Raw genomic sequence first — 21,359 nt, forward strand, 5'->3', positions numbered from 1 at the left:
ACTATTGAGCATGTACTAAACGCTCAACTATCCAATGCTAATCATTGGTGTTGGTTTCTGCTGGCTTAAGACCACGGTTGATCATAGCCACATCTTCACCTGTCAATGTACCTGCCGCTTGCTTAAGCGTAACCACTGACTGAATAAAGTCATAGCGTGCGCCCGCAAGGTTACGACGTGCATCGAACAGGTTACGTGTGCTGTCTAGCACGTCAACAATGGTACGTGTACCTACATCAAAACCTGCTTCTGTTGCTTTAAGGGCGCTATCTGCAGACACCACTGACTGCTCAAGAGCACGAATAGTAGAGATAGACGCTTTTACGTTATTAAACGAGCTGCGAATAGACTGCACAGTTTGACGATAAGTCTGTTCAGCTGCTTGGCTTGCTGCAACATAGTTAAACTTAGCTTGGTCGGTTTGCGATGAAACGCGAGAGCCTTGATAGATAGGCACATTCAATTGAACCGCAACTGACTGACTATCAAGATAAGGTGTTTCAAACTGTAAGAACGGGTTTGAAATATCGTCTTTGCTTCGCGATGCGTTAGCTGTTAAACCAAGGGTAGGTAAGTGACCCGAGCGCGCAATTGAAATATCTTCTTTCGCGATATCCATAGCAAGTCTGTCAACCAGAAGTGCTAAGTTTTTATCCTGCGCAGTTTCTAGCCACTCATCGACAGCCGCTGGCACAGGCATAGTTGCGGCAAAATTCTCTGTGTTTAGCCCAAACAAACGATCGTGATATTTACCTGTAATTACGCGAAGCGCTTCAAGAGCAAATTCAAGCTGGTTCTTTGCTTGGATTTCCTGCGCCACCGTGCTGTCGTAATTGGCCTGAGCTTCGTGTACGTCAGTAATAGCCGTTAAACCCACTTCAAAACGCTGGCGAGTTTGTTCTAACTGGCGCTCAATGGCACGTTTTTCAGCGCCCACAAATTCAACATTGTCACGTGCACGTAGTACGTCAAAATAAGCAGTAACCGTACGCACAATAACGTCTTGCATGCTAGCGGCAAGCTGGGCGTCGCTTTGCTCGGCCACTTTTTCAGCGCGATCCAGCCCTAGCCAGTTTGCGTGGTCGTAAAGTGACATTTGTACCTGCAAACCATAATCGATAGTGTCTACGTCTGTTTCAAATACCACAATTTGAAGGTCATCAGCATTAGCACCTAACGTTTGTGCACGTTCAGCTGTAGAAGTTGTATAGCCTACCGAGCCAGATATCTGTGGTAGAAGGTTTGCGCGGCTAAGACTGATTCCTTCGAACGCAGCATCACGTTGCGCTTTCGCTTGGTTTACCAATGGATCGTTCGCCAGTGCTTGTTGATATACCTGCATTAGGTCATCGGCTAGCGCACCAGTTGTCATCGAAACACCGATAACTAGCGACAGAAGTGTTCGTTTCATGCTTACGTCTTCCTGTTGTGTTCAAGTTGCGTCGTCGTTTATTCGTTGAGACGACTTATTAAAACCAAGTGTATGAAAATTCAACCACAAACCGAAAGTCCAAACTCGTAACAGTATTCGATTAACTGTAACAGAATATGTGATCTACCCACGCAATTATTATAGTAATAGACGACTTGTAATATGAGTTTTCTGTTATTCGCTCACACGCCGTATCGCATTTTTCATGCGTATACATGGTTGGTGTGTAAATGTACTATGTATGATAAATCTATTTGAACCATAAGTGTCAGCAAATGAGCAAGGAATTCCTTTCATTTACCTCAAATGACGTCGAAATCACCGACATTAAGCCAGTGTATCGTGGTTTCTTTACCATGAATCAGTATCAATTTAAGCACAAGTGTTTTAATGGAGAATGGAGCGACACGGTCACGCGAGAAATATTTGAACGCGGTCATGCGGTGGGGGTCTTACCCTACGATCCTGAACTCCAAGAGTTTGTGCTCATTGAGCAAGTTAGAATTGGGGCATTAGCCACATCTTCAAGCCCTTGGTTAATAGAAATTATCGCGGGCATGATCGACAAAGGAGAAACACCGGAGTCTGTATGCCATAGAGAGTCGATGGAAGAGGCAGGTATTACCCTAGATAAATTAACCAAAGCGCTGAGTTATTTATCGAGCCCGGGCGGCACGACCGAAAGATTACACATTTTTATAGCAAAGACTGATGCTAGCCAAGCGCAAGGCATTCACGGCCTAGAAAGCGAGTCTGAAGACATTAAAGTACACCGAATAAAAGAAAATACCGCCCTTGAATGGTTGGAAAATGGCCATATTGACAACGCCGCAGCGGTAATTGCGCTACAATGGTTCTTTATGCACAAAACACAACTTCTGGAGCAGTGGCAGACATCGTGACACAACGCAATCAACGAAAATACGTACCTCATCTTCCTTCAATGCAGGCGCTTTGCGAACTGAACTACTCCCATGTTCTGAGAATTTTGCCTGATTGCGATACGGAAGATTTGAGCTATGAATTTTCGGTCGGTGTCGGCCTGTCTTATGAAATACGTATTGTAGAGTCTGCTCGCTACACCAGTACGTTAAGCATTAAGCAAACCACTAAAGATATGCCCTCATATTTAACGCCCAGCATGACGGTGCGCTTATATCACGATGCGCGTATGGCAGAGGTTATTAATAGCCAAAATACGGGAGCGCTTGAACCGTCGTACGAGTATCCGAATTTAAAAATGCGTCAGCGTAATGAAAAGCACATGGTGAATATCTTTTTAGCTGAATGGCTAAACTTCTGTTTGCAACATTCCTCAAGCGTTACCTCTGAAGCGTGATAACACTCATTCAGCTAAGTGATTGCCACTTACTAAAAGGCAAAGATAAGACGGGATATGCGGGCATCGCGCCCTATGATTCACTAGCACGCGTGCTTTCTGATATCCAAAATTACATTGTTCAAGAAGTTGCAAGTGAGCCAGAACAGAGAGCAAAGCACCAAGTAGTCGTGCTGGTTACTGGGGATATTAGCGGCGATAATTCCCCTGAGAGCTATCAGCATTTTATTGCATTGATGGAGCAACATATTGAGCCAGCAAATATAGAATGGTTTGTGCTGGCGGGAAACCATGACAATAATCCGTACTTCGAAAAGTACGTTGGCAGTCGGCACCTACAAAGCAATGACTCGTTAAGCTTGTGCAATTGGCAATTACACGGCATGGATACCCGCGCTACAAGTAATATGCATACGGCAGCGGGGGAAGTAAAAGAAAGCGATATACAGGCGCTAGAGCAATCGTTAACTACGTCGCCGCAGACAAATCATCTTGTTGCGCTTCATCATCACATATTGCCTTCAAATAGTTGGATGGATAAGCACTCTTTGGTTGATGCTCAGCGGTTAGTATCGCTTACAGATGAATATCCGCAGATAAAAGCCTTCCTACACGGACACGTACATTCGCCGTTGCGCCAGCAGATAGGAAAGCACAATACGCCCTCTTACGGAGCCCCGTCTACCTGTTGGCAGTGGGAAATGCGGCCCGAGTTTGGTGTTAGCAATGAAGCGCCGGGGTATCAGGTGATGAATTTAATGGATGACGGCTCGGTGGATGTTTCCGTTGTTAGGGGGAAGCTCAGTCGAGCTTGGCTTTGAAGGATGCGGTAGGCGCGTTTGGCGTTAAAACCCGTTTCATACTCGCATCGAGTTTAGAGCAAACAAAGAAACAAAAAAGAACAGAGAACACAGGGTAGAGAAAAACATGCAGCACATTTTATATCTCCACGGCTTTTTAAGTTCGCCGAAATCCATTAAGGCGCAAGCCACTAAAGCGTATTTTGAGCAGCATCACTCAAACGTTACCTTGCACATTCCTGAGCTGTCTAATTTTCCTAGCAAAGTGGAAGACCAGCTAATTTCACTAATTGAGAGCACACCGGCACTGCTTGAAAGCGGGCTGAAACTTATTGGTAGTTCAATGGGGGGGTATCTCTCTACGTTTTTGCTTGAAAAGTTTGGTGGCAAAGCCGTGTTAATCAATCCCGCTGTTCGCCCTTACGAGCTATTGCAAGGGTTTATCGGTGCCCACGAAAACCCTTACAGCAAAGAAAAGTTTGAAATAGTAGAAAGCGATATGGGGGTAATCCAAGCATTAGAAGCTGCCTCAATTAAAACGCCAGGCAATTACAAAGTGCTACTTCAGACCGAGGATGAAACACTGGATTACCGCTTAGCGGCTGAAAAGTACGCACAAAGTCATCTGGTTATTGAAGAAGGCGGCGATCACAGCTTTGTAGGTTACGAAAATCACTTGCCTGCTATTGCCGAGTTTTTGCTGAAATAAGCGCATTGCCAGTCTGTACTCGCCCTGCTAACATCAAACCTATGCTGTGTGGCGCTTTTGCTTAAGCGCCGCGTACCTCTTTCTTTGTCGCTGGCTTAAATAACAACCATAACTATGTCAAATCAATACAATTCAGATGCTATCGAGGTTTTAAACGGCCTTGACCCCGTAAAACGCCGCCCTGGTATGTATACCGACACTACCCGCCCAAATCACTTGGGTCAGGAAGTCATCGATAACAGTGTGGATGAAGCGCTTGCTGGGCACGCCTCTAACATCAAAGTAATTTTGCATGAAGACCAATCGTTAGAAGTTATCGACGATGGTCGTGGTATGCCGGTAGATATCCACCCTGAAGAAGGGATATCAGGCGTAGAGCTTATTCTCTGTAAGCTTCACGCGGGTGGTAAATTTTCAAATAAAAACTATGCCTTCTCTGGTGGTCTTCACGGGGTGGGGATCTCGGTAGTTAACGCGCTTTCAACCCGCGTAGAAGTAACTATTCGACGAGACAGTAACGTATACCAAATTGCCTTTGAAAACGGCGACAAAGTCGAAGACTTACAAGTAATCGATACCTGCGGTAAACGCAATACAGGAACTCGTGTTCACTTCTGGCCTGACCCGCAATATTTCGACTCGGCAAAATTCTCAGCCAGCCGACTTGTGCACAACTTGCGCGCTAAAGCGGTATTAAGCCCGGGTCTGCGCATTCGCTTCGACAACAAGATTACCAAAGAAAGCCAAGAGTGGTATTACGAAGACGGCCTTAAAGACTACCTCTACCAAGCGGTAGAAGAGTTTGAAACCTTACCGTCTGACACGCCTTTTGTGGGTACATTCAGCGGCAATACAGAAGCCGCCGATTGGGCTGTAATGTGGTTGCCTGAAGGTGGAGATTTGGTAACGGAAAGCTACGTTAACCTTATTCCTACAGCGCAAGGCGGTACACACGTTAACGGGTTGCGCCAAGGCTTACTGGAGTCAATGCGCGAATTCTGCGAATTTAGAAACTTAATGCCCCGTGGCGTTAAGTTATCGCCTGATGATATTTGGGACCGCTGTGCCTATATTCTATCGACTAAAATGCAGGACCCGCAGTTTGCCGGGCAGACTAAAGAGCGCCTGTCTTCACGTCAGGCCAGCGCGTTTGTATCAGGTGTAGTGAAAGACGCATTCAGCCTTTGGTTAAATCAACACACTGAAATTGCTGAAGCGCTTGCTGAAATGTGTATCAACAATGCACAGCGCCGCCTGCGTCAAACCAAAAAGGTTGCGCGTAAAAAGGTCACTCAAGGGCCGGCACTACCAGGCAAACTGACCGACTGCTCATCACAAGATATTTCTTACTCTGAACTGTTTTTAGTAGAGGGTGACTCGGCGGGTGGCTCGGCCAAGCAAGCGCGAGACCGAGAGTTTCAGGCAATTATGCCGCTGCGCGGTAAAATCTTAAATAGCTGGGAAGTCGACTCTTCTCAGGTACTGGCTTCACAGGAAATTCACGATATTTCAGTTGCGCTGGGTATCGACCCAGACTCGACGGACCTGTCTGGTTTGCGCTACGGTAAAATATGTATTCTTGCCGATGCTGACTCCGATGGGCTACACATTGCAACGTTGCTATGTGCGCTCTTTGTACGTCATTTCAGAACCTTGGTTGAACAAGGTCATGTGTATGTCGCTATGCCGCCGCTATTTAGAATAGATGTAGGCAAAGAGGTGTATTACGCGCTAGATGAAGGCGAGAAGCAGGGCATTCTTGACCGAATTGAAGCGGAAAAGAAACGCGGTAAAGTCAACGTACAGCGCTTTAAAGGCTTGGGTGAAATGAACCCGCTACAGCTTCGCGAAACAACCATGGACCCGAACACCCGTCGCCTTGTTCAGCTGACCATTGAAGACGCGGAAGAAATGATGGAGTTGATGGACATGCTACTTGCTAAGAAGCGTTCTGGCGACCGTAAAACATGGCTTGAAAGCAAAGGTAATATGGCCGAAGTGGCGCTTTAAACTCAAACATTACTTGTCAAAAATAAAATTGTCGCTGTCAAAAAAAGCGTAACTTGACAGCGATTGTTCCCTTCACTGTTTATCTTTCCTGTTTCAATTTGTGCTCATCTAGAAATGTGTCTCTTATTCTCTAAACCTATGACCCGCTTCAAAAGCTTTAAGAGTTAACCGATTTGTAGCTCAACTTCCAAAACTTAAAAGGCATGTGCTGTCAATAATAGGCTTCATCGGGTGTTTGTTTTAGATTTGTTTTTTGTTTTTATCTAATTGATTTTAAACAATTAATTAAGTTTGTGTGAAATCAGTCTATATGATGTGGTTATTGAAAAATACTTGAACTTAAGTGTGGCCTTGCTTGATTTTGCAGGGTAGTATCTTTACCAGAATAAGAACAAGTTGAGGGAGCAATTTGGAACGAATAACAAGCTCATGGTACGCAGTTCATATAGAGCTAGCGTTACTCAAGAAGAAAGAGCAAGAGTATGAAGACTTCTTTTGCTGGATTATGGAAAAGAAGCATGGAACAAATTTCCAACGTGTGAAAGCCGCTGGTAGAGATGGTGATGCAAAATCAGACGGATTCTTGTTCACTGAAAAATGCGTCTTTCAATCATATGCTCCAAGTTCAGGCTTTCAGAAGGCGAAGCTCTTAGCCAAAATCGAAGGTGATTTTGAAGGAGCAAAAGAACGTTGGGGCAAAAAAATGGAGCAATGGGCGTTCGTTCACAATGAAACAGAGGGGCTTCCTCCATATGCACATTTTAAGATCATGGAACTTGATGAGGCCAACGCTGATATAGCTATTCAACCATCAGTTCAACCTTCGCATCTAAAAGTCAAAGCTCTATCCCTTGATGAAAATCATCTTGCTGAGTTGTTTGGTCCTGCGTTGAGTTATCATGATGTGACTCAACTTAATCATGAACCCGTAAAATACCTGCTGCGAGCAATTCAAAAACGTGACTATAAAGTTGAAAATATTCAGCCAGTCTCAGTAAACAAGCTACAGTACAATCAACTTTCAAATGATATTGAAGTCTTATTAACTGCTGGGCGACGCAAGGAAAAGCTAGTCGAAGATTTGCTGATAAATTGGCCAGATCCCGAATACGGTAACGAACTTTCAGCGGCCTTCATTTCTAAGTACCGTGAACTTGTTTCACAAGAGTTGTCACCGGACGAGATCTTCATGGAACTGAAGACATTTGCTGGCGGGGATAGTCGTGTTCCAAGTGAACAGGTTTCAGCTCTTGCTGTACTTAGTTATTTCTTTGAGCGTTGCGATATCTTTGAGAATGCGCCAGAAGGATGGTCGCCATGATCCTTCCAACAAAACATTTGTCGCCGAGAAGAGCGGTTATCTCGGTTGCTTCCGAGATTCATCCCCTGATAAAAAGAAGATCAACTGTTAGTTCAATTTGGAATGACTTACAGGAACAACATAAGGTTTCTCGCAGAGTCGGAGAAGTCTCTTACGACTGGTTTATTTTGGCGTTGGACTTTTTGTATTTGATGGGAAAAGTGGACTACGAGGAAGGATATATAAGAAAGGTTAAGTCGTTATGATAGGGAAAATATATAGTGACCTCGCATCATTTAAAACGGTCAATTTGCATGCAGGTTTGAATCTTATTTTGGCTGATAAGGCCGCAGGATCTGATGATGGAAAAACTAGAAACGGTGCAGGGAAAAGTAGCCTCGTTGAAATAATTAGCACTCTGCTTGGCGGTAGTTTAAAAAAGGGGGATTTGCTCAAAACAGCAGAGCTTGAACTATCTACTTTTGGTATGACCGTAATTATAAATGGTAATCCAATTGAAGTTCAGCGCACGGGTTCTAATCCAAACAAAATTAATGTAATCAGTGCGCCAAAATCAGAATTGCCAGTGCAAAGTGAAAATGGGAAGAATTTCATCACCCTTCAAGAGTGGAATGAATATCTGGGCAATGCCTACTTCGGATTGGACAGGCATACTATAAATCAGAAACGCGCCCCTACATTCCGCTCACTTTTTCAGTATTTCGCTAGACCTCAAAAAGGGTTCGATTCACCAGAAAAAACTGTAGCTATGCAGTCAACAGGCGCAGTGCAGATTGCACTCACTTATCTATTCAAATTGAACTGGCATATCGCTAGGGAGTTTGAAGAGGTTAGGCAAAAAGATAAGTTTGTAAAAGCTCTAAAGAAAGCGGCAACAGAAGGAGCGCTTGGCGATATTCTGGGGTCAACATCAGAATTGAAAACGGAGTTAACCCTTAAAACTTCAAAGGCGAAAAGTACGAGGCAAGCGCTATCCGAGTTCAGAGTACTTCCTGAGTATCAAGAAAAAGAGAATCGCGTGAGCGAAATCAGTCGTGAACTGGCAGAGATTTCAACATCGGACATCACCGACAAAGAGTGGTTACTGGAACTCAAACAAGTAGTGAAGGAAGAAAGTGTCCCTGACACCCAAAGAGCATTCAAACTATTTGAAGAAGCTGAGTTAGAATTACCAGAACTAGTGCAGCGTAGATTTGAGGAAGTAGCTAAATTTCATGAATCCATCGTTCAGAATCGCAGAGATCATTTGCGCCAAGAAATTGCAGATATCGAGGAAAGAATTACTGGCAGGTTGGGTAGAAAGAAACGCCTAGATTCTGAAAGAGCTGAAATCATGTCTTTACTTCAGTCTCATGGAGCACTAGACCAGTATACCAAGCTTCAAGCAATGCTCAGCAAACTCGAAAGCGAAATAGAGTTGTTGGGGAAAAAGGTAGAAGCCACAACTAATTTAGATGATAAAACAGATGAAATTAAGGTTGAACGCCACAATCTTCAGCGAAAAATGCGAATAGACCATTCCGAGCGTGATGCGCTAATCAGTGAAGCTATTCTTTCGTTTGCCGATTTTTCAGATCAGTTATACGACGAGTCAGGTCGTCTGACAATTGACCCAACAAACAATGGGCCTAAATTTGAATTTGATATCCCCGGTAAGAAAAGCATGGGTAAGTCTAAGATGCAGGTTTTTTGTTTTGACATGACATTGATGAAGCTGTGGTCTTCTGAAAAGGCCCGGCCAGACATTCTAATACATGATAGCGCTCTATTTGACGGTGTTGATGAACGGCAAATAGCTAAAGCGCTGGTTATTGGTGCGAGGGTGGCGAGAGAGCATAACTTTCAGTATATCGTGACTATGAACTCTGATGACCTTCCTGATATGAGCGAATTCGAAGACTTTGATTTAGACGAGCATAGAGTGGATCTAGAGATTACTGATGAAGATACAGGCGGGCTTTTTGGTTTTAGATTTTAAGAAAATCTCCTGATTAGTTACTTATCTTTGCTTTGCAAGGAAGTAATACCTGTGTGTGTCTGGGGCATATATATGAAAGATAGTTAACGATTATGTATACTGTATTTATAAACAGTAATCGGGGCGGTGGGAATGGATCTTTCAAACACATTAGATAAAATCGGACTGTACGTACTTTCACTGTTGGTTTTATTTGTATTTATTATATTTTTGACGGTTGATGTTCCGTTGTGTTTAGGTGAACGCTGCGATTTTGTTGGCTTTAGTGCACTAGCGGATATTATATGGAAAAACTTTTCCAGCATCTTATCGCTTTTCGGCTTAGTAGCAGGTGTTTATTTCTATTTTCGTTTTGAGAATGAAGTCAAAGGTAGCTCTTTGGACGTCATGACGATTGAGAAGTCCAGTAGCGAAAGCTATGAACACTTGGTGTTTCTAGCAACCTATATCCTACCATTCATTGGATTTACTTTTGATGAGCCAAGGAAAACGATTGCTTACTTCTTACTTTTGGCGGTTATTGGATTAATTTTCATCAAAACCGACAAATATTATGCCAACCCAACGTTGGCTTTACTGGGTTACAAGCTGTTTAAAGCTGAAGTGCGTTGTAGGGGCACTCAGTATAAAAATATGGTCATTATCTCAAAGAGTGAATTGAGTGAAGGTGATCAAGTAAATTTCAAGTTCTTATCCAATAGTGTTTGTTTTGCAAGGAAGGTCGAATGACTGTTGAACAGTTCAAAAACAAGGTAAGTGCAATTGTTGATGATTGCGTGGGTATCAAAATGTTTTTTGTGGTTGGTGAAGCAAACATTAAAGACTCGGATGTCGATAATGATGCTCTGGTGCGTTTGAAGACAAGCATGGTCGCTAGGCTGAAGACTGGAATTGTGGAAAATGAATCTTTGTCAATCCCGCTTTTATCGGACGCGGATGAAAGGAAAAATGCACTCTATAGGTTTGACTTTGACGACAAGCCACTTGAATTTGACCTGTTAGAGCAAGCCTTACAATTAAGAGTTAATGCGCCGGATAAGTACCAAGTCGGGGACGGAAACTTTGATGACATCAGCGCAATAATCGTTGTGCTGACTGGACGAAACAACGAAACCATCACTCTATACAAGCATCAGTACACAGTGTCAGTACTCAAAGCTGAACAAGGTGCATTGAATCTATTCAAATCAAATAATAGATTGTCTGAACTTGACTCAAACATCCTGAAGATAGATCCCAATTACGTATTTCTTAAGCTTGATAACGATTATTACGTTGAAAATGTTAAAACTCTAGAATCATATCTTGGGTTCCACGATGTAATTAAAGACACAGCAGCCAAATGCGTAGCAAAACTTACAGATATGGCTTTGATTGAAGATACCGCTCCGCTAGTCGAAAGGGTTGAGGGTGAGGATATGGCATTCTCTCGTAAACTAGCTAAGGTAGCTCGCAACTCGCCAGTAATGGGAGCCGTAGCAAACAACGACATCATCGTATTCGCACAGAAACACGAATATTTGTCAAAATTGTTAAAACTAAATGATGCAGGCGATAAGTTTGTATTAAAAACCAAAAAGTCTCAGGACCATTTCATTAAGCTAATGAGTGATGATTACTTGGAATCAGAATTGACAAAAATCCAATATGATAGCTTGGCAAAGGACAAACTAAGCTAGAACCATTATGGAAAATACTCTTCTATGTCCAACATTAAGACCAATATTTGAGCTAGAGATAGCTCGTGGCAACGAGGTTGAGTCAACTGAGTCCGGTTGGACAAATTGCGTATTTTCTGTAGTTATGAAAAATAGACTTTGCCATGATTCAGTTGAAAAATTTAAGTTGCCATATAGTGTCAGAAAGTGGAAGAACACTGATGGACACTATGCACTCGAAACTGGATATTTGGGTGATAAGTACAAACACTCAATAGCAGGTCCAACGGATTGAAGTCTGGTTTTGCTGAGATATTTGAACATGAGCCAACTCAATGGGGCTTGAGAGGCGATCCGTTATTATGGCGGGAACTGAAGTCTCGGCTGAAACATGATGAGATGCCAAATACGCCAGACGAGTTAATGAAAGCCCTAGAGACTGAGTTTAAAAATTGCACTGGCCACAGTATTAAAGAGAGAAGCATTTACTATTGAGCGATTTAAGAGTCACGGGATGTCTAGTGGCGGTATAAGCCCGATATTTTGGAATGAAGTCGCCTTTCCTTTACTTGTTTCTCGAAATCGAACGGCTTAGCAGTATTTAAATATTTTGTCAGCTTATGGTTTATTATGGGTTTTAATTGTCATTTTTTGGAATTAACTTGCGATCACGGGAAATTTTTAGTGCAGAGAAGACGCGGTCTGCAAGGACATCATTTTGCCAACTTATGCTTTAATCAATAGCGTTGTAGATTGCAGAAACGCGCCGCTTTTGTGCTTATTTATAAAAGCGTGTATCGATAACGCTGTTCAAACAAGTGATCGCTAGACAAGCAATCTTATTGCTACACGAAGCAAAGTAGAAACGCCGAGATACTATCCTGATACGGAAATTTCTCGGCGTTTTAGTTTGTGCATCTGCAATAAAATACTGCCACGCATAATTACGCTGGTGCCGTTTAGGATAAGTAGCGGCCAGCTTTGGCTTAATGGCATTGTTAGGCCAAACAATAAAGTGCTAACGTCTTTTATCAATATATTGCGAAACAGCGCAAATGACAGCGACCCCACTTTTTGTCTGCGCTGCAGTACAAACCACTGGTGCAGTGAACCTTGAAATAAGATAACGGTAACGACCAGCATTAAGGTATTTGCGCCAAGCTGTGCAAGCGTTGGGAAAGGGCGAAAAGCAATGGAAAGTGTGCCACCAATGAGAGCTAGCAGAGCAACAGCGGCAACGTAACCTGAAATTGTAGTGCGCCTGTGTTGCCATATTTTCCAAATGATAATGAGCGTAAGTATGAGCGCGCCAAATCGTGTCCACACCAAGTAATGGTTGAAAGGCTCTACCGAAATGCCAAATAGGAAAATTGAGAAAAAGGCAAAATAGCTAGAGCCAAACTGGTTAAGTGACAGACTGTGGTTAGCATCGTCACTTTCGCTAGAAACGGGCACTTGAAAGCGCGTCATGGCCTTAATTTGTGACCATAATCCTAACCATGTCAGTAAAAACAGCGCGGCACTGGCAAAGCCTAAAATGTGGTAAAGCACCCAATTTGCTCCACGTTGAAAATGTTCTAGCTCGTGAATGCCCCAGTGTATCACAGGACTGGCACTGTTCTGGCATGTTCTGACATATGGCATGCAAACAATCACTATTAACAAAGCACTGCAGCAGGGGCTAAAGGTGTTATCGTTTTTTCGGTATCGATGACACCCAATATGTTTTCAAAACCGGTATTGAACTAGCAAGGAGGTTTATTTTGGCATTGCACTCAGTTTCTTCATCAACCCGCCAGCTAGCGGTAAGCGACAAAACCACAACGCTATTATTTGATCACGACGGTACCCTTATTGACTCAGAATCCGTACATTTTGACCTGTGGAAAGACATTTTGCTGGGGTACGATGTTGAATTAAGCGAGGATTTTTATTGTGAAGTGATGGCGGGTATTCCAGTAAAGCAAAATGCTGTCGATCTCGTCGAACATTTTAATATTGATGTAGCGCCGCAGGTGCTAGCAGAGCAAAAACACAAAAGCATTAGCGACTACTTAGATAAGCAAGCTTTTCCCTTAATGCCGTTTGCTAAAGAAACCATTGAACATTGTGCAAACAAAGGTTACACCATTGGCATTGTGACTGGGGGAAGTAAAAAGTCGGTGGAAAAAACCTTATCTCAGTATGGTTTAAGTGCTTATATTTCTTGCGTGGTTGCCGTGGAAGATGTCGAAAACAGCAAACCAGCACCTGATTGTTACGCGCTTGCAATGGACAAGCTAGGAAAAATACCCGGTGAATGTGTGGCAATTGAAGACACGCAAACCGGCATGACAGCGGCACTTGCTGCAAACCTAGCCTGCGTTGTGATACCCACGGATTTGTCGAAACATCATAACTTGTCTGGTGCCACAGTGCGATATACAAGCTTGAAAGACTGGGTGGACTGCGAACTCGTTTTTTAGCGAATGCAGTGGAGGTTAATTGCCGACTTGTCGTGCCACTTGTCACTGGTGGCGCGAAAATAGATAACGTAGTATAACCAGCACGTTAGGGCGTAACTTTCTTTGTTTTACAGCAAAGAACGCCAGAGGCGCTAACTTATTTTTTATTCATTGTTATGACAGGTACAGCTGATTTCTCATGATTTTGCGTAGCGTAAAATGGCTTTTGATTACTCTTGCCATCATTGTTGTTCTGCTTGTAGTAAGCGTTGCTACGATTACGGTTTTGGCTGTGCAAAAAACGCCATTAGTCGCATCGACAGCGCCCACACAGCTAGATGGTGCTGATAGCGTTAATGAACTCCTCGGTCAGCTGCAACAGGCGTTTTCTCGCCGAGAAGAAGGCCATCAAGTTACGCTCACCGAAACCCAAGTCGAAAGCTTAGTGGGTGTGTTACAGCGTGCATTACCTGACTTTAAGGGCGTAGTGAATATCACGCCGTTGGCGGGAACCATTAACGTCACTTACGCTATCAACAATACGGGGTATTATGTAAATGCGTCAGCACTAGTACTGCCTGGAGATAGCTTGCGTATAGAGCAAGTCCAAGTTGGCGACTTAACCATTCCGGGTCGTTTTTTACTTGGGTTTTTAGAGCGTACGGTGAACTCTTATACGCAATCAGAAATAGCCACCATTGCGTTATCGCGGGTTGAACGTGTGACCATGAGAAGCGGTGAACTTACCCTTGATGTTGGGCGTTTAGATGAGTTGCTAAGCGAGTTAAACGTGGTGGCGTCGAACATGTCGGTAAGCGAACAGACCGAGCTTCAGCAGTTATCTGCGTACTATTTACGGTATTTGTCTGGTAGAGAAATAGCCTTATCAAATAAACCGGTATCCCTTATTGAATACTTGCGCGAAGGGATGGCGCGGGCGAGAGAGCAAAGCCAAACCCCTCAAGATGCAGTACTGCATAATAATGCGGTAATCCTCGCTTTAGCGGTTTACGTTGGGCATCATCGTGTTGGGACTTTGGTGGGCGACATACAGCCAGATTCCGAAAAAGCGTTAAAGCCTCGCAGAGGTGCTGTGCTGCACAAGCGCAACGATTTGGCTCGTCACTTTATTATTTCTGCTGCATTAGAGTTAATGGCTGAACAAGGTATGTCTTTAGCAATTGGCGAGTTTAAAGAGCTAATGGACCGGGGCAACGGTGGTTCGGGCTATAGCTTTGTAGACTTAGCGGCAGATATGTCGGGCACTGAGTTTGCAAAGGTTGCTACCCATCCAAATACTGCGATGGAAGTGCAAAATGCGATTGCGCGCATTCAAAGTGAACTTGAAATCATCCCGCCTATTGAAGGGCTGCCCGAAGGCTTAAGTAAGCAAGTATTTACCGAGCAGTATCAGCGGGTGGACAGTGAAGCCTATTTGAAAGAAGTGCAGGAAATTAAGCGGAGAATTGCCTTGCTACCGCTTTATCAAAAATAAGCGGTAAGGCGCGTGAGAGTTCGCCGTAAGCGAGAAGCTAATGTCAAAAAAAAGCCCGCAAATAAAGCGGGCTTTTCGTTTATAGATATATTTTAGCCCGCGCTAGCTTTTAGATAGGGATTGCTGAAATTGCGCAATGGTCACCAGTGCCAGCTCTATTTTTTTAACTAATGGCGCTAGGGCTTGTTTGGCCGCATCATCATCCAGTTCCTTTAGCGATTGCCAGTCATTTGCAATCTCTTGAACATATGGACCAAAGCGTTTTGCTGATGTGCTAAACCCACTGTCATCTGCGAAAACGGCTGCAAACTTCCCTTTTTGATCGCGCTGTAAACTATCTAGTATTTGGTCGGCATCAACAGCTTTGCGGTGCAGCGTTTGAAGTGTTTCTTGAAGTTGTTGATGGACAGCTTGCATCTCTTGGCTCTGTTGCATGGTCACGCCTTTTCTTTCTAATGTAATCCGGTGCACGCGTTAGCCGCACACTTAATGTTCATATATATTGCGCAGCTATCATTTATGCTACGCCGAATGTATCACGGTAAATAATGATTAAAGTTTCGCCTTTCAAGGCCGATAACCTGAAGTCAGTTGTAAATTACGAAGTCTGCGGGTAATTGAGCCGCTTGCTATTTATGTAATGGACAACACGCCGTAAGGGTGGGCAATTCTGCCCATTTTTTTACTTTGCTACAAGCAACAAAGGAAAATGGTATGGATCTACAAGGTACTAGTGCCTCTGGAACGTCCGGTGCGTCACTTGAGTTGGCCTCTCTTAAGTTGGCAAAAAGCCAGCAAGAGCAAGAGGGAAAAGCGTCGCTTCAGCTGCTGGAATCAGCCGCTGACGTACCAAAAACGTCATCTTCAAACCCCGCGTTAGGCGCCAACATTGATACCTACGCGTAAGTTACGGATGCAAATGTAAGTCGATAGGCGTTTTGCCGGGTTGACCGCCAATTTCTCTCACCAGTTTTGGCACCAAGAAGCCCGGCAGGCGCTTTATCGCTTCTTCCATAATTGCGCGGCCTTCATCATCACTCACATAAAAATGACTCGCACCCTGCACTTTATCTAACACGTGCAAGTAATAGGGCAGTACTCCAGCCTCAAATAGCGTTTCACTTAAATCACTTATGGCATCGCCGGAATCGTTTACGCCTTTTAGCAATACCGATTGATTGAGCAGAGTCACACCTCTCTCTCGTAGTGTGTTTAATCGGGATTTTAGCGTTTCTGACATCTCATTTGCGTGGTTTGCGTGCAGCACTAATACTTTTTGAAGCGGCAATGCGCTAAACCATTCAACGAAGTCATGGCTAATTCGTTCTGGTAGCACTACCGGCAGACGGCTATGAATACGCAGTCGTTTTATATGGGGAATGGCGGCAATTTCGTTGGCTAACCATGACAAATGATCATCTTTCGCCATCAGTGGGTCGCCACCTGAAAAAATCACCTCATTAATTTTGTTATTACTGCGAAGGTATTCAAGCACATCAAGCCATTGGTGCTTACTTACCGCATTGTCGGCATAAGGAAAATGGCGTCGAAAACAGTAACGGCAGTTTACTGCACAGCCAGTGCGAACCATTAACAACACGCGAGAATCGTATTTGTGCAGTATGCCTTTGCCTGCGGTGTCGTGCTCGTCTAACGGATCTTCGCTATAACTGGGTGATGTTAGGAATTCATCGCTGAGCGGCATGACTTGCAAAAACAGCGGGTCGTTGGGATTTTCTTTTTCCATCAGATCCACAAAATGTCGTGGAACACGCATAGGAAAAAGACGACGTGCTTTAATGTGTTGTGCGTATTTTTCTTGGTCTAAACCTAAGTGTTGCAATAGCTTTGCAGGATCAGTAAAGCTACTTGCTAATTCTTTTTGCCAGTTATGCTCTACAGAAATCGGTTTTTTAGGTATTATTTGTTCCACGAAACTTTTTGTACCTTATGTTTAGACAGAGGAATTATGGCTAATTACAGCACTAACGAGTTCAAAGGCGGCCTGAAAATCATGCTGGACGGCGAACCTTGCAACATTCTAGAAAACGAATACGTAAAGCCGGGTAAGGGCCAAGCGTTTAACCGCGTAAAAATCCGCAAGCTTATTTCAGGTAAAGTTTTAGAAAAAACTTTCCGCTCAGGTGAATCAGTAGAAGGCGCTGACGTAATGGATACGGAACTTGCCTACTTGTACACCGACGGCGAATTCTACCACTTTATGAACAACGATACATTCGAACAAATCGCTGCAGACGAAAAAGCGGTAGGCGAGAATACCAAGTGGTTGGTAGAGAACGACGTTTGTACCATTACATTGTGGAACGGTTCACCTATCACGGTTACGCCACCAAACTTTGTTGAGCTAGAGATCACTGAAACTGATCCTGGTCTTAAAGGTGATACAGCGGGTACAGGCGGTAAGCCAGCAACGCTGAGCACTGGTGCAGTTGTTCGCGTTCCTCTATTCGTTCAAACCGGCGAAGTTATCCGTGTAGATACGCGCTCTGGCGAATACGTGTCTCGCGCACAAAAATAGTATCTGAGACATTCTGTTTACGTGTAAAGCCGGTACCTTTGTGTACCGGTTTTTTGTTTTAGCTAATCTTCTTAGGTTTGGACACATGCAATCTTGGCAGCCTACTACCACTCATGAAGCGCGTGTTGCGCGAGCAGAATTACTCAGAACAATACGTGAGTTTTTTTACGCACGAAACGTTCTAGAGGTAGATACGCCTTTACTTTCAAACGGTACGGTTACCGATGAGCATTTAGACGCGTTCGATACACAATTCAATTTTGGCTCATCCGGTAAGCCAACTACGCTGTATCTTCAAACGTCACCTGAATATGCCATGAAGCGGTTACTATGCGCTGACAGCGGTAGTATTTATCAAGTGTGCAAAGCGTTTCGCCATGAAGGGGAAGGCCGCTGGCACAACCCTGAGTTTACCATGCTAGAGTGGTACCGCTTGGACTTTGATCATTTTGCATTAATGGAAGAGGTCGACGCTTTATTGCAAGAAACACTGGCGACAGCTCCAGCCGACAAGATGACGTATCAGCAAGCTTTTCAAACCTTTTTAAATATTGACCCGTTAAGTGCTGATAACGACGTTTTGCTAAAGGTAATGGAAGAGCAGAACATAGATATTCACGCGCCGCAAAATCTAAGCTATGACAGCAAGTTACAACTGTTATTCAGCTATGTAATCGAACCTAAAATCGGTAACGAAAAACCGTGCTTCATCTACGATTTCCCTGCTTCTCAGGCGGCGCTTGCCAAACTAAGCCCAGTTGATGAACGGGTTGCCGAACGCTTTGAGGTGTATTACCAAGGCGCTGAACTTGCTAACGGTTTTCATGAGTTAAGTGCAGCAAAAGAGCAGCGGCTGCGTTTTGAAACGGATAACAGAAAGCGCGAAGAACATGGCCTTCCCACTAAGCCCATTGATGAGAATTTCTTAAGTGCGCTTGACGCAGGTTTGCCACCGTGTGCGGGTGTGGCGCTGGGCATCGACAGGCTGTTAATGCTTAAAATCAACGCGAAGCATATTCAAGGAGTGATCAATTTCACTGTGAGTAGGGCTTAGTACCTTCGTGCCCAATTAGCTATGAATTGCTTAAACCTTGGGTTCCAGTAGGCGCGTCCGATTAAATTGCAAAAACATAAGATTAAGTGAGTAAAGCAGCGGTTGACAAGCAATGGGTAATGGCTAAAATGTTATAACATCACTAAATAATGTTATAACATCCACAGAGGGATACCCATGAAAATGCGTTCGCTGCTAAGTTTGTCCATAGCAGGGCTGTTAAGTGCGCCTGTGTATGCCACCACAGTAACGGGAAAAGTCACCGACACGGCAGGGCAACCTGTTGCAGGGGCTGAAGTAAAAATCGAAGGCAGCCGCCGTGTAGCATACACCGATGCAAATGGTATTTACCGTTTTGACGATGTAAAGCAGCCACATATTCATTTACATGTTTATTCTTCAAACTACATTCATGGTGATAACGACTTAGGCGACGTAAATACGGATCAAAATGTAGATTTCGTTTTAAAGCCTGCATCCGTCGAAAATATCGTGGTTACCGCCAATGCGCTTCAATCATCAGTACTGGAATCTGTTACGCCAGTGACAGTAATTGGTGCTGAAAAATTACGTAAAATAGAAGCACCAACCTTAGGGGAAACCCTAAAAAACGCTCCGGGTGTGCACAGCACTTATTTTGGCCCGGTTTCAAGCAGCCCAGTTATTCGCGGTAATGATGGCCCGCGCGTAAAGATTGTTCAAAACGGTTTGGATGTATCTGATGTATCTCGAGTAGGTCCAGATCACAATGTTGCCACCACACTTTCAAGTGCAACGCAGGTGGAAGTACTTCGCGGTCCTGCAACGCTTCAATACGGCAGTGGCGCTATTGGTGGTGTGGTTAACGTGGTTGACAAACGTATTCCTCAGTATCAGATAGACGGCGTAGAAGGCGAAGCTGAAACTAGCTATAGCACAGTGAATAACGGCTCGTATACCCGTGCAGATGTAACGGGTGGCAGTGGCAATATTGCATGGCATGTCGACGGGTTTTATCGCGATACAGATAACGCGGATATTCCGGGCTTTGCGTCTATCGACCCCGATGAAGATGAACCAAACGGTGTGCTAGAAAGCAGCGCAATGGAGACGCGTAACGTCGTTGCAGGTTTATCTTACGTGGCCGAAGAAGGCTACTTCGGTTTCGCTGTTGAACAACTCGACAACAAATATGGCGTACCTGGCTATAGCCATGCTCATGGTGAGGAAGAGCATGAGGGCGAAGACCACGATCTTGAAGAACATGATCATGAAGAACACGCTGAAGAAGGCGTGTTACTTGATGTAGATATGACCCGTTATCAAGCAGCCGGTGAGTGGCATTCACCCTTTGAAGGAATAACTAACCTTAAATTTGCCGCAGCTTACACCGATTACGAACATGCTGAGATTGAAGACGGTGAGCCAGGCACGGTATTCACAAATGAATCGAGCGACATTCGCCTGTCTGCTTATCACGAAGAAGTGAACGGCTGGCACGGCGTATTCGGGCTACAGTTTAATCATAGCGATTACAATGCCGTGGGCGAAGAAGCCTTTACCCCAGCTAATACTACATCGAGCTACGCACTTTATCTTATAGAACAAAAGAAAGTAGGTAATGTAACCTTTGAGCTTGGTGGCCGACTAGAGCGAACGACATTAGATGCTGATGCCAGCGAAGTGGAACTTGACGTATTGCATGATGAGCATGAAGGCGAGGAGCATGCTGTTGCTTTCAACTTCCCTGACTACGACTTTACCAGCCTATCGCTTTCAGCGGGCGCTAACTGGGAATACCAGGAAGGTCACTCGGTTGCCGTTACGTTGTCACGCAGTGAGCGTGCGCCTAGTCAGCAAGAACTTTTCTCTGCTGGCCAGCATTTAGCAACCCAAAGCTACGAAGTGGGTTTAGTATTTGATATGGATGAAGAAGGCCATATCGAAGAAACACTTAAAGGCGTAAAAGAAGAAGTTAGTACCAACCTAGATATTACTTTCCGTAAATTTACCGGTAGCTGGGGCTATAGTGCGTCTTTCTTCTACAATCAGGCAGATGACTATATCTTCCAAACAAGCACAGGCTTAATTGCGCTCAGCGAACACGAAGAGCATGGACATGATGAACACGGCGATGAAGAAGGCTTGCCAATTTATTATTTCCAACAGGCTGACGCTGACATCTGGGGCTTCGAAGCAGAAACTTACGTTGATTTATCAGACACGCTACGCTTAACCGTATTTGGTGACTATATCCGCGCAGAAATTGAAGACGACAACCTTCCGCGCACGCCGCCTATGCGCTTTGGTAGTGAATTAAGCTACGTGAACGATGGTTTAAGTGCTGACGTGGGCTTTACGTGGTACGACGACCAAAATGAAGTTGCGTCATTTGAGACTGCAACCGACGGTTACACCTTGGTTAACGCAAGCGTGCAATATGAATTTGGCACACAGGGCATTGACTGGGTAGTGTTTGCGCGCGGTGAAAACCTAACTGACGAGGAAGCCCGTGTTCATACATCTTTCTTAAAAGACCAAGCACCGCTTCCAGGTAGAAACTTTACTATGGGTGTGAGAGCGTTGTTTTAATTAAACAAC

Annotated in this window: 20 protein-coding genes; 16 read left to right on the forward strand and 4 right to left on the reverse strand. The window is 44.3% G+C overall.

Annotation, left to right across the window (positions count from 1 at the left end; all coding sequences use genetic code 11):
- Positions 1-37 precede the first annotated feature (37 nt).
- The gene (gene tolC / locus NO989_RS02155) at positions 38-1,411 is read right to left on the reverse strand and encodes an outer membrane channel protein TolC (RefSeq protein WP_371341984.1); all 1,374 of its coding nucleotides are present in this window, start codon (positions 1,409-1,411) and stop codon (positions 38-40) included.
- Between the two features lie 296 nt (positions 1,412-1,707).
- On the opposite strand from tolC, the gene nudF reads away from it, so the two are divergent.
- From nudF to kwaB, 10 genes are all read left to right on the forward strand, one after another.
- Positions 1,708-2,334, forward strand: coding sequence for an ADP-ribose diphosphatase (nudF, locus tag NO989_RS02160; protein WP_014948206.1), 627 nt, complete (start codon positions 1,708-1,710; stop codon positions 2,332-2,334).
- Entirely contained in the window at positions 2,331-2,771 is a 441-nt protein-coding gene (locus NO989_RS02165; protein ID WP_049587313.1) for a DUF1249 domain-containing protein, read from the forward strand. Before nudF ends, NO989_RS02165 begins: the two co-directional genes overlap by 4 nt.
- Positions 2,768-3,592 carry a metallophosphoesterase gene (locus tag NO989_RS02170; RefSeq protein ID WP_371341985.1) on the forward strand — a complete coding sequence of 275 codons (825 nt, stop codon included), beginning with the start codon at positions 2,768-2,770 and terminating at the stop codon, positions 3,590-3,592. Before NO989_RS02165 ends, NO989_RS02170 begins: the two co-directional genes overlap by 4 nt.
- Positions 3,593-3,698: 106 nt before the next feature.
- Complete coding sequence (locus NO989_RS02175; protein WP_278343989.1) at positions 3,699-4,280, forward strand: YqiA/YcfP family alpha/beta fold hydrolase; 582 nt, start codon at positions 3,699-3,701, stop codon at positions 4,278-4,280.
- Positions 4,281-4,394: 114 nt separating this feature from the next.
- A complete protein-coding gene (gene parE, locus NO989_RS02180; protein WP_014975634.1) occupies positions 4,395-6,290 on the forward strand; it encodes a DNA topoisomerase IV subunit B in 1,896 nt (631 codons plus the stop codon).
- 409 nt (positions 6,291-6,699) lie between these two features.
- Entirely contained in the window at positions 6,700-7,611 is a 912-nt protein-coding gene (locus NO989_RS02185) for an ABC-three component system protein (protein ID WP_014975635.1), read from the forward strand.
- Positions 7,608-7,856, forward strand: coding sequence for an ABC-three component system middle component 6 (locus NO989_RS02190; RefSeq protein WP_014975636.1), 249 nt, complete (start codon positions 7,608-7,610; stop codon positions 7,854-7,856). Before NO989_RS02185 ends, NO989_RS02190 begins: the two co-directional genes overlap by 4 nt.
- Positions 7,853-9,589, forward strand: a complete 1,737-nt coding sequence (locus tag NO989_RS02195; RefSeq protein WP_014975637.1) for an ABC-three component system protein — start codon at positions 7,853-7,855, stop codon at positions 9,587-9,589. The genes NO989_RS02190 and NO989_RS02195 overlap by 4 nt, the downstream gene beginning before the upstream one ends.
- A 132-nt stretch (positions 9,590-9,721) precedes the next feature.
- Entirely contained in the window at positions 9,722-10,318 is a 597-nt protein-coding gene (gene kwaA, locus NO989_RS02200) for an anti-phage protein KwaA (protein ID WP_278343988.1), read from the forward strand.
- Positions 10,315-11,268 carry an anti-phage protein KwaB gene (kwaB, locus tag NO989_RS02205; protein WP_278343987.1) on the forward strand — a complete coding sequence of 318 codons (954 nt, stop codon included), beginning with the start codon at positions 10,315-10,317 and terminating at the stop codon, positions 11,266-11,268. The genes kwaA and kwaB overlap by 4 nt, the downstream gene beginning before the upstream one ends.
- A gap of 855 nt (positions 11,269-12,123) precedes the next feature.
- On the opposite strand, the gene NO989_RS02210 is transcribed toward kwaB, so the two are convergent.
- On the reverse strand, positions 12,124-12,798 hold the full coding sequence (locus NO989_RS02210; protein ID WP_014975642.1) for a hypothetical protein: 675 nt from the start codon (positions 12,796-12,798) through the stop codon (positions 12,124-12,126).
- 212 nt (positions 12,799-13,010) lie between these two features.
- Here NO989_RS02210 and NO989_RS02215 point away from each other — a divergent pair, with 212 nt between their 5' ends.
- Complete coding sequence (locus tag NO989_RS02215) at positions 13,011-13,712, forward strand: HAD family phosphatase (protein ID WP_039224464.1); 702 nt, start codon at positions 13,011-13,013, stop codon at positions 13,710-13,712.
- A gap of 178 nt (positions 13,713-13,890) precedes the next feature.
- A complete protein-coding gene (locus tag NO989_RS02220; protein ID WP_039224465.1) occupies positions 13,891-15,186 on the forward strand; it encodes a hypothetical protein in 1,296 nt (431 codons plus the stop codon).
- A 102-nt stretch (positions 15,187-15,288) separates the two neighbouring features.
- Here NO989_RS02220 and NO989_RS02225 read toward each other — a convergent pair whose 3' ends face one another.
- A complete protein-coding gene (locus NO989_RS02225; RefSeq protein WP_014975645.1) occupies positions 15,289-15,621 on the reverse strand; it encodes a hypothetical protein in 333 nt (110 codons plus the stop codon).
- 279 nt (positions 15,622-15,900) lie between these two features.
- On the opposite strand from NO989_RS02225, the gene NO989_RS02230 reads away from it, so the two are divergent.
- Positions 15,901-16,092 (forward strand): hypothetical protein, encoded by a 192-nt coding sequence (locus tag NO989_RS02230; RefSeq protein ID WP_014948215.1) that lies wholly within the window; start codon positions 15,901-15,903, stop codon positions 16,090-16,092.
- Between the two features lies 1 nt (position 16,093).
- On the opposite strand, the gene epmB is transcribed toward NO989_RS02230, so the two are convergent.
- On the reverse strand, positions 16,094-17,119 hold the full coding sequence (gene epmB / locus NO989_RS02235) for an EF-P beta-lysylation protein EpmB (protein ID WP_371341986.1): 1,026 nt from the start codon (positions 17,117-17,119) through the stop codon (positions 16,094-16,096).
- Positions 17,120-17,155: 36 nt separating this feature from the next.
- On the opposite strand from epmB, the gene efp reads away from it, so the two are divergent.
- From efp to NO989_RS02250, 3 genes are all read left to right on the forward strand, one after another.
- The gene (efp, locus tag NO989_RS02240; protein ID WP_014948217.1) at positions 17,156-17,725 is read left to right on the forward strand and encodes an elongation factor P; all 570 of its coding nucleotides are present in this window, start codon (positions 17,156-17,158) and stop codon (positions 17,723-17,725) included.
- Between the two features lie 85 nt (positions 17,726-17,810).
- Complete coding sequence (gene epmA, locus NO989_RS02245; protein WP_061439490.1) at positions 17,811-18,779, forward strand: elongation factor P--(R)-beta-lysine ligase; 969 nt, start codon at positions 17,811-17,813, stop codon at positions 18,777-18,779.
- Between the two features lie 177 nt (positions 18,780-18,956).
- Positions 18,957-21,350 carry a TonB-dependent receptor gene (locus NO989_RS02250; protein WP_061439492.1) on the forward strand — a complete coding sequence of 798 codons (2,394 nt, stop codon included), beginning with the start codon at positions 18,957-18,959 and terminating at the stop codon, positions 21,348-21,350.
- Positions 21,351-21,359: the final 9 nt, after the last annotated feature.

The sequence above is a fragment of the Alteromonas sp. DY56-G5 genome, assembly GCF_041414725.1.
In the GTDB taxonomy this organism is placed as follows: domain Bacteria; phylum Pseudomonadota; class Gammaproteobacteria; order Enterobacterales; family Alteromonadaceae; genus Alteromonas; species Alteromonas macleodii.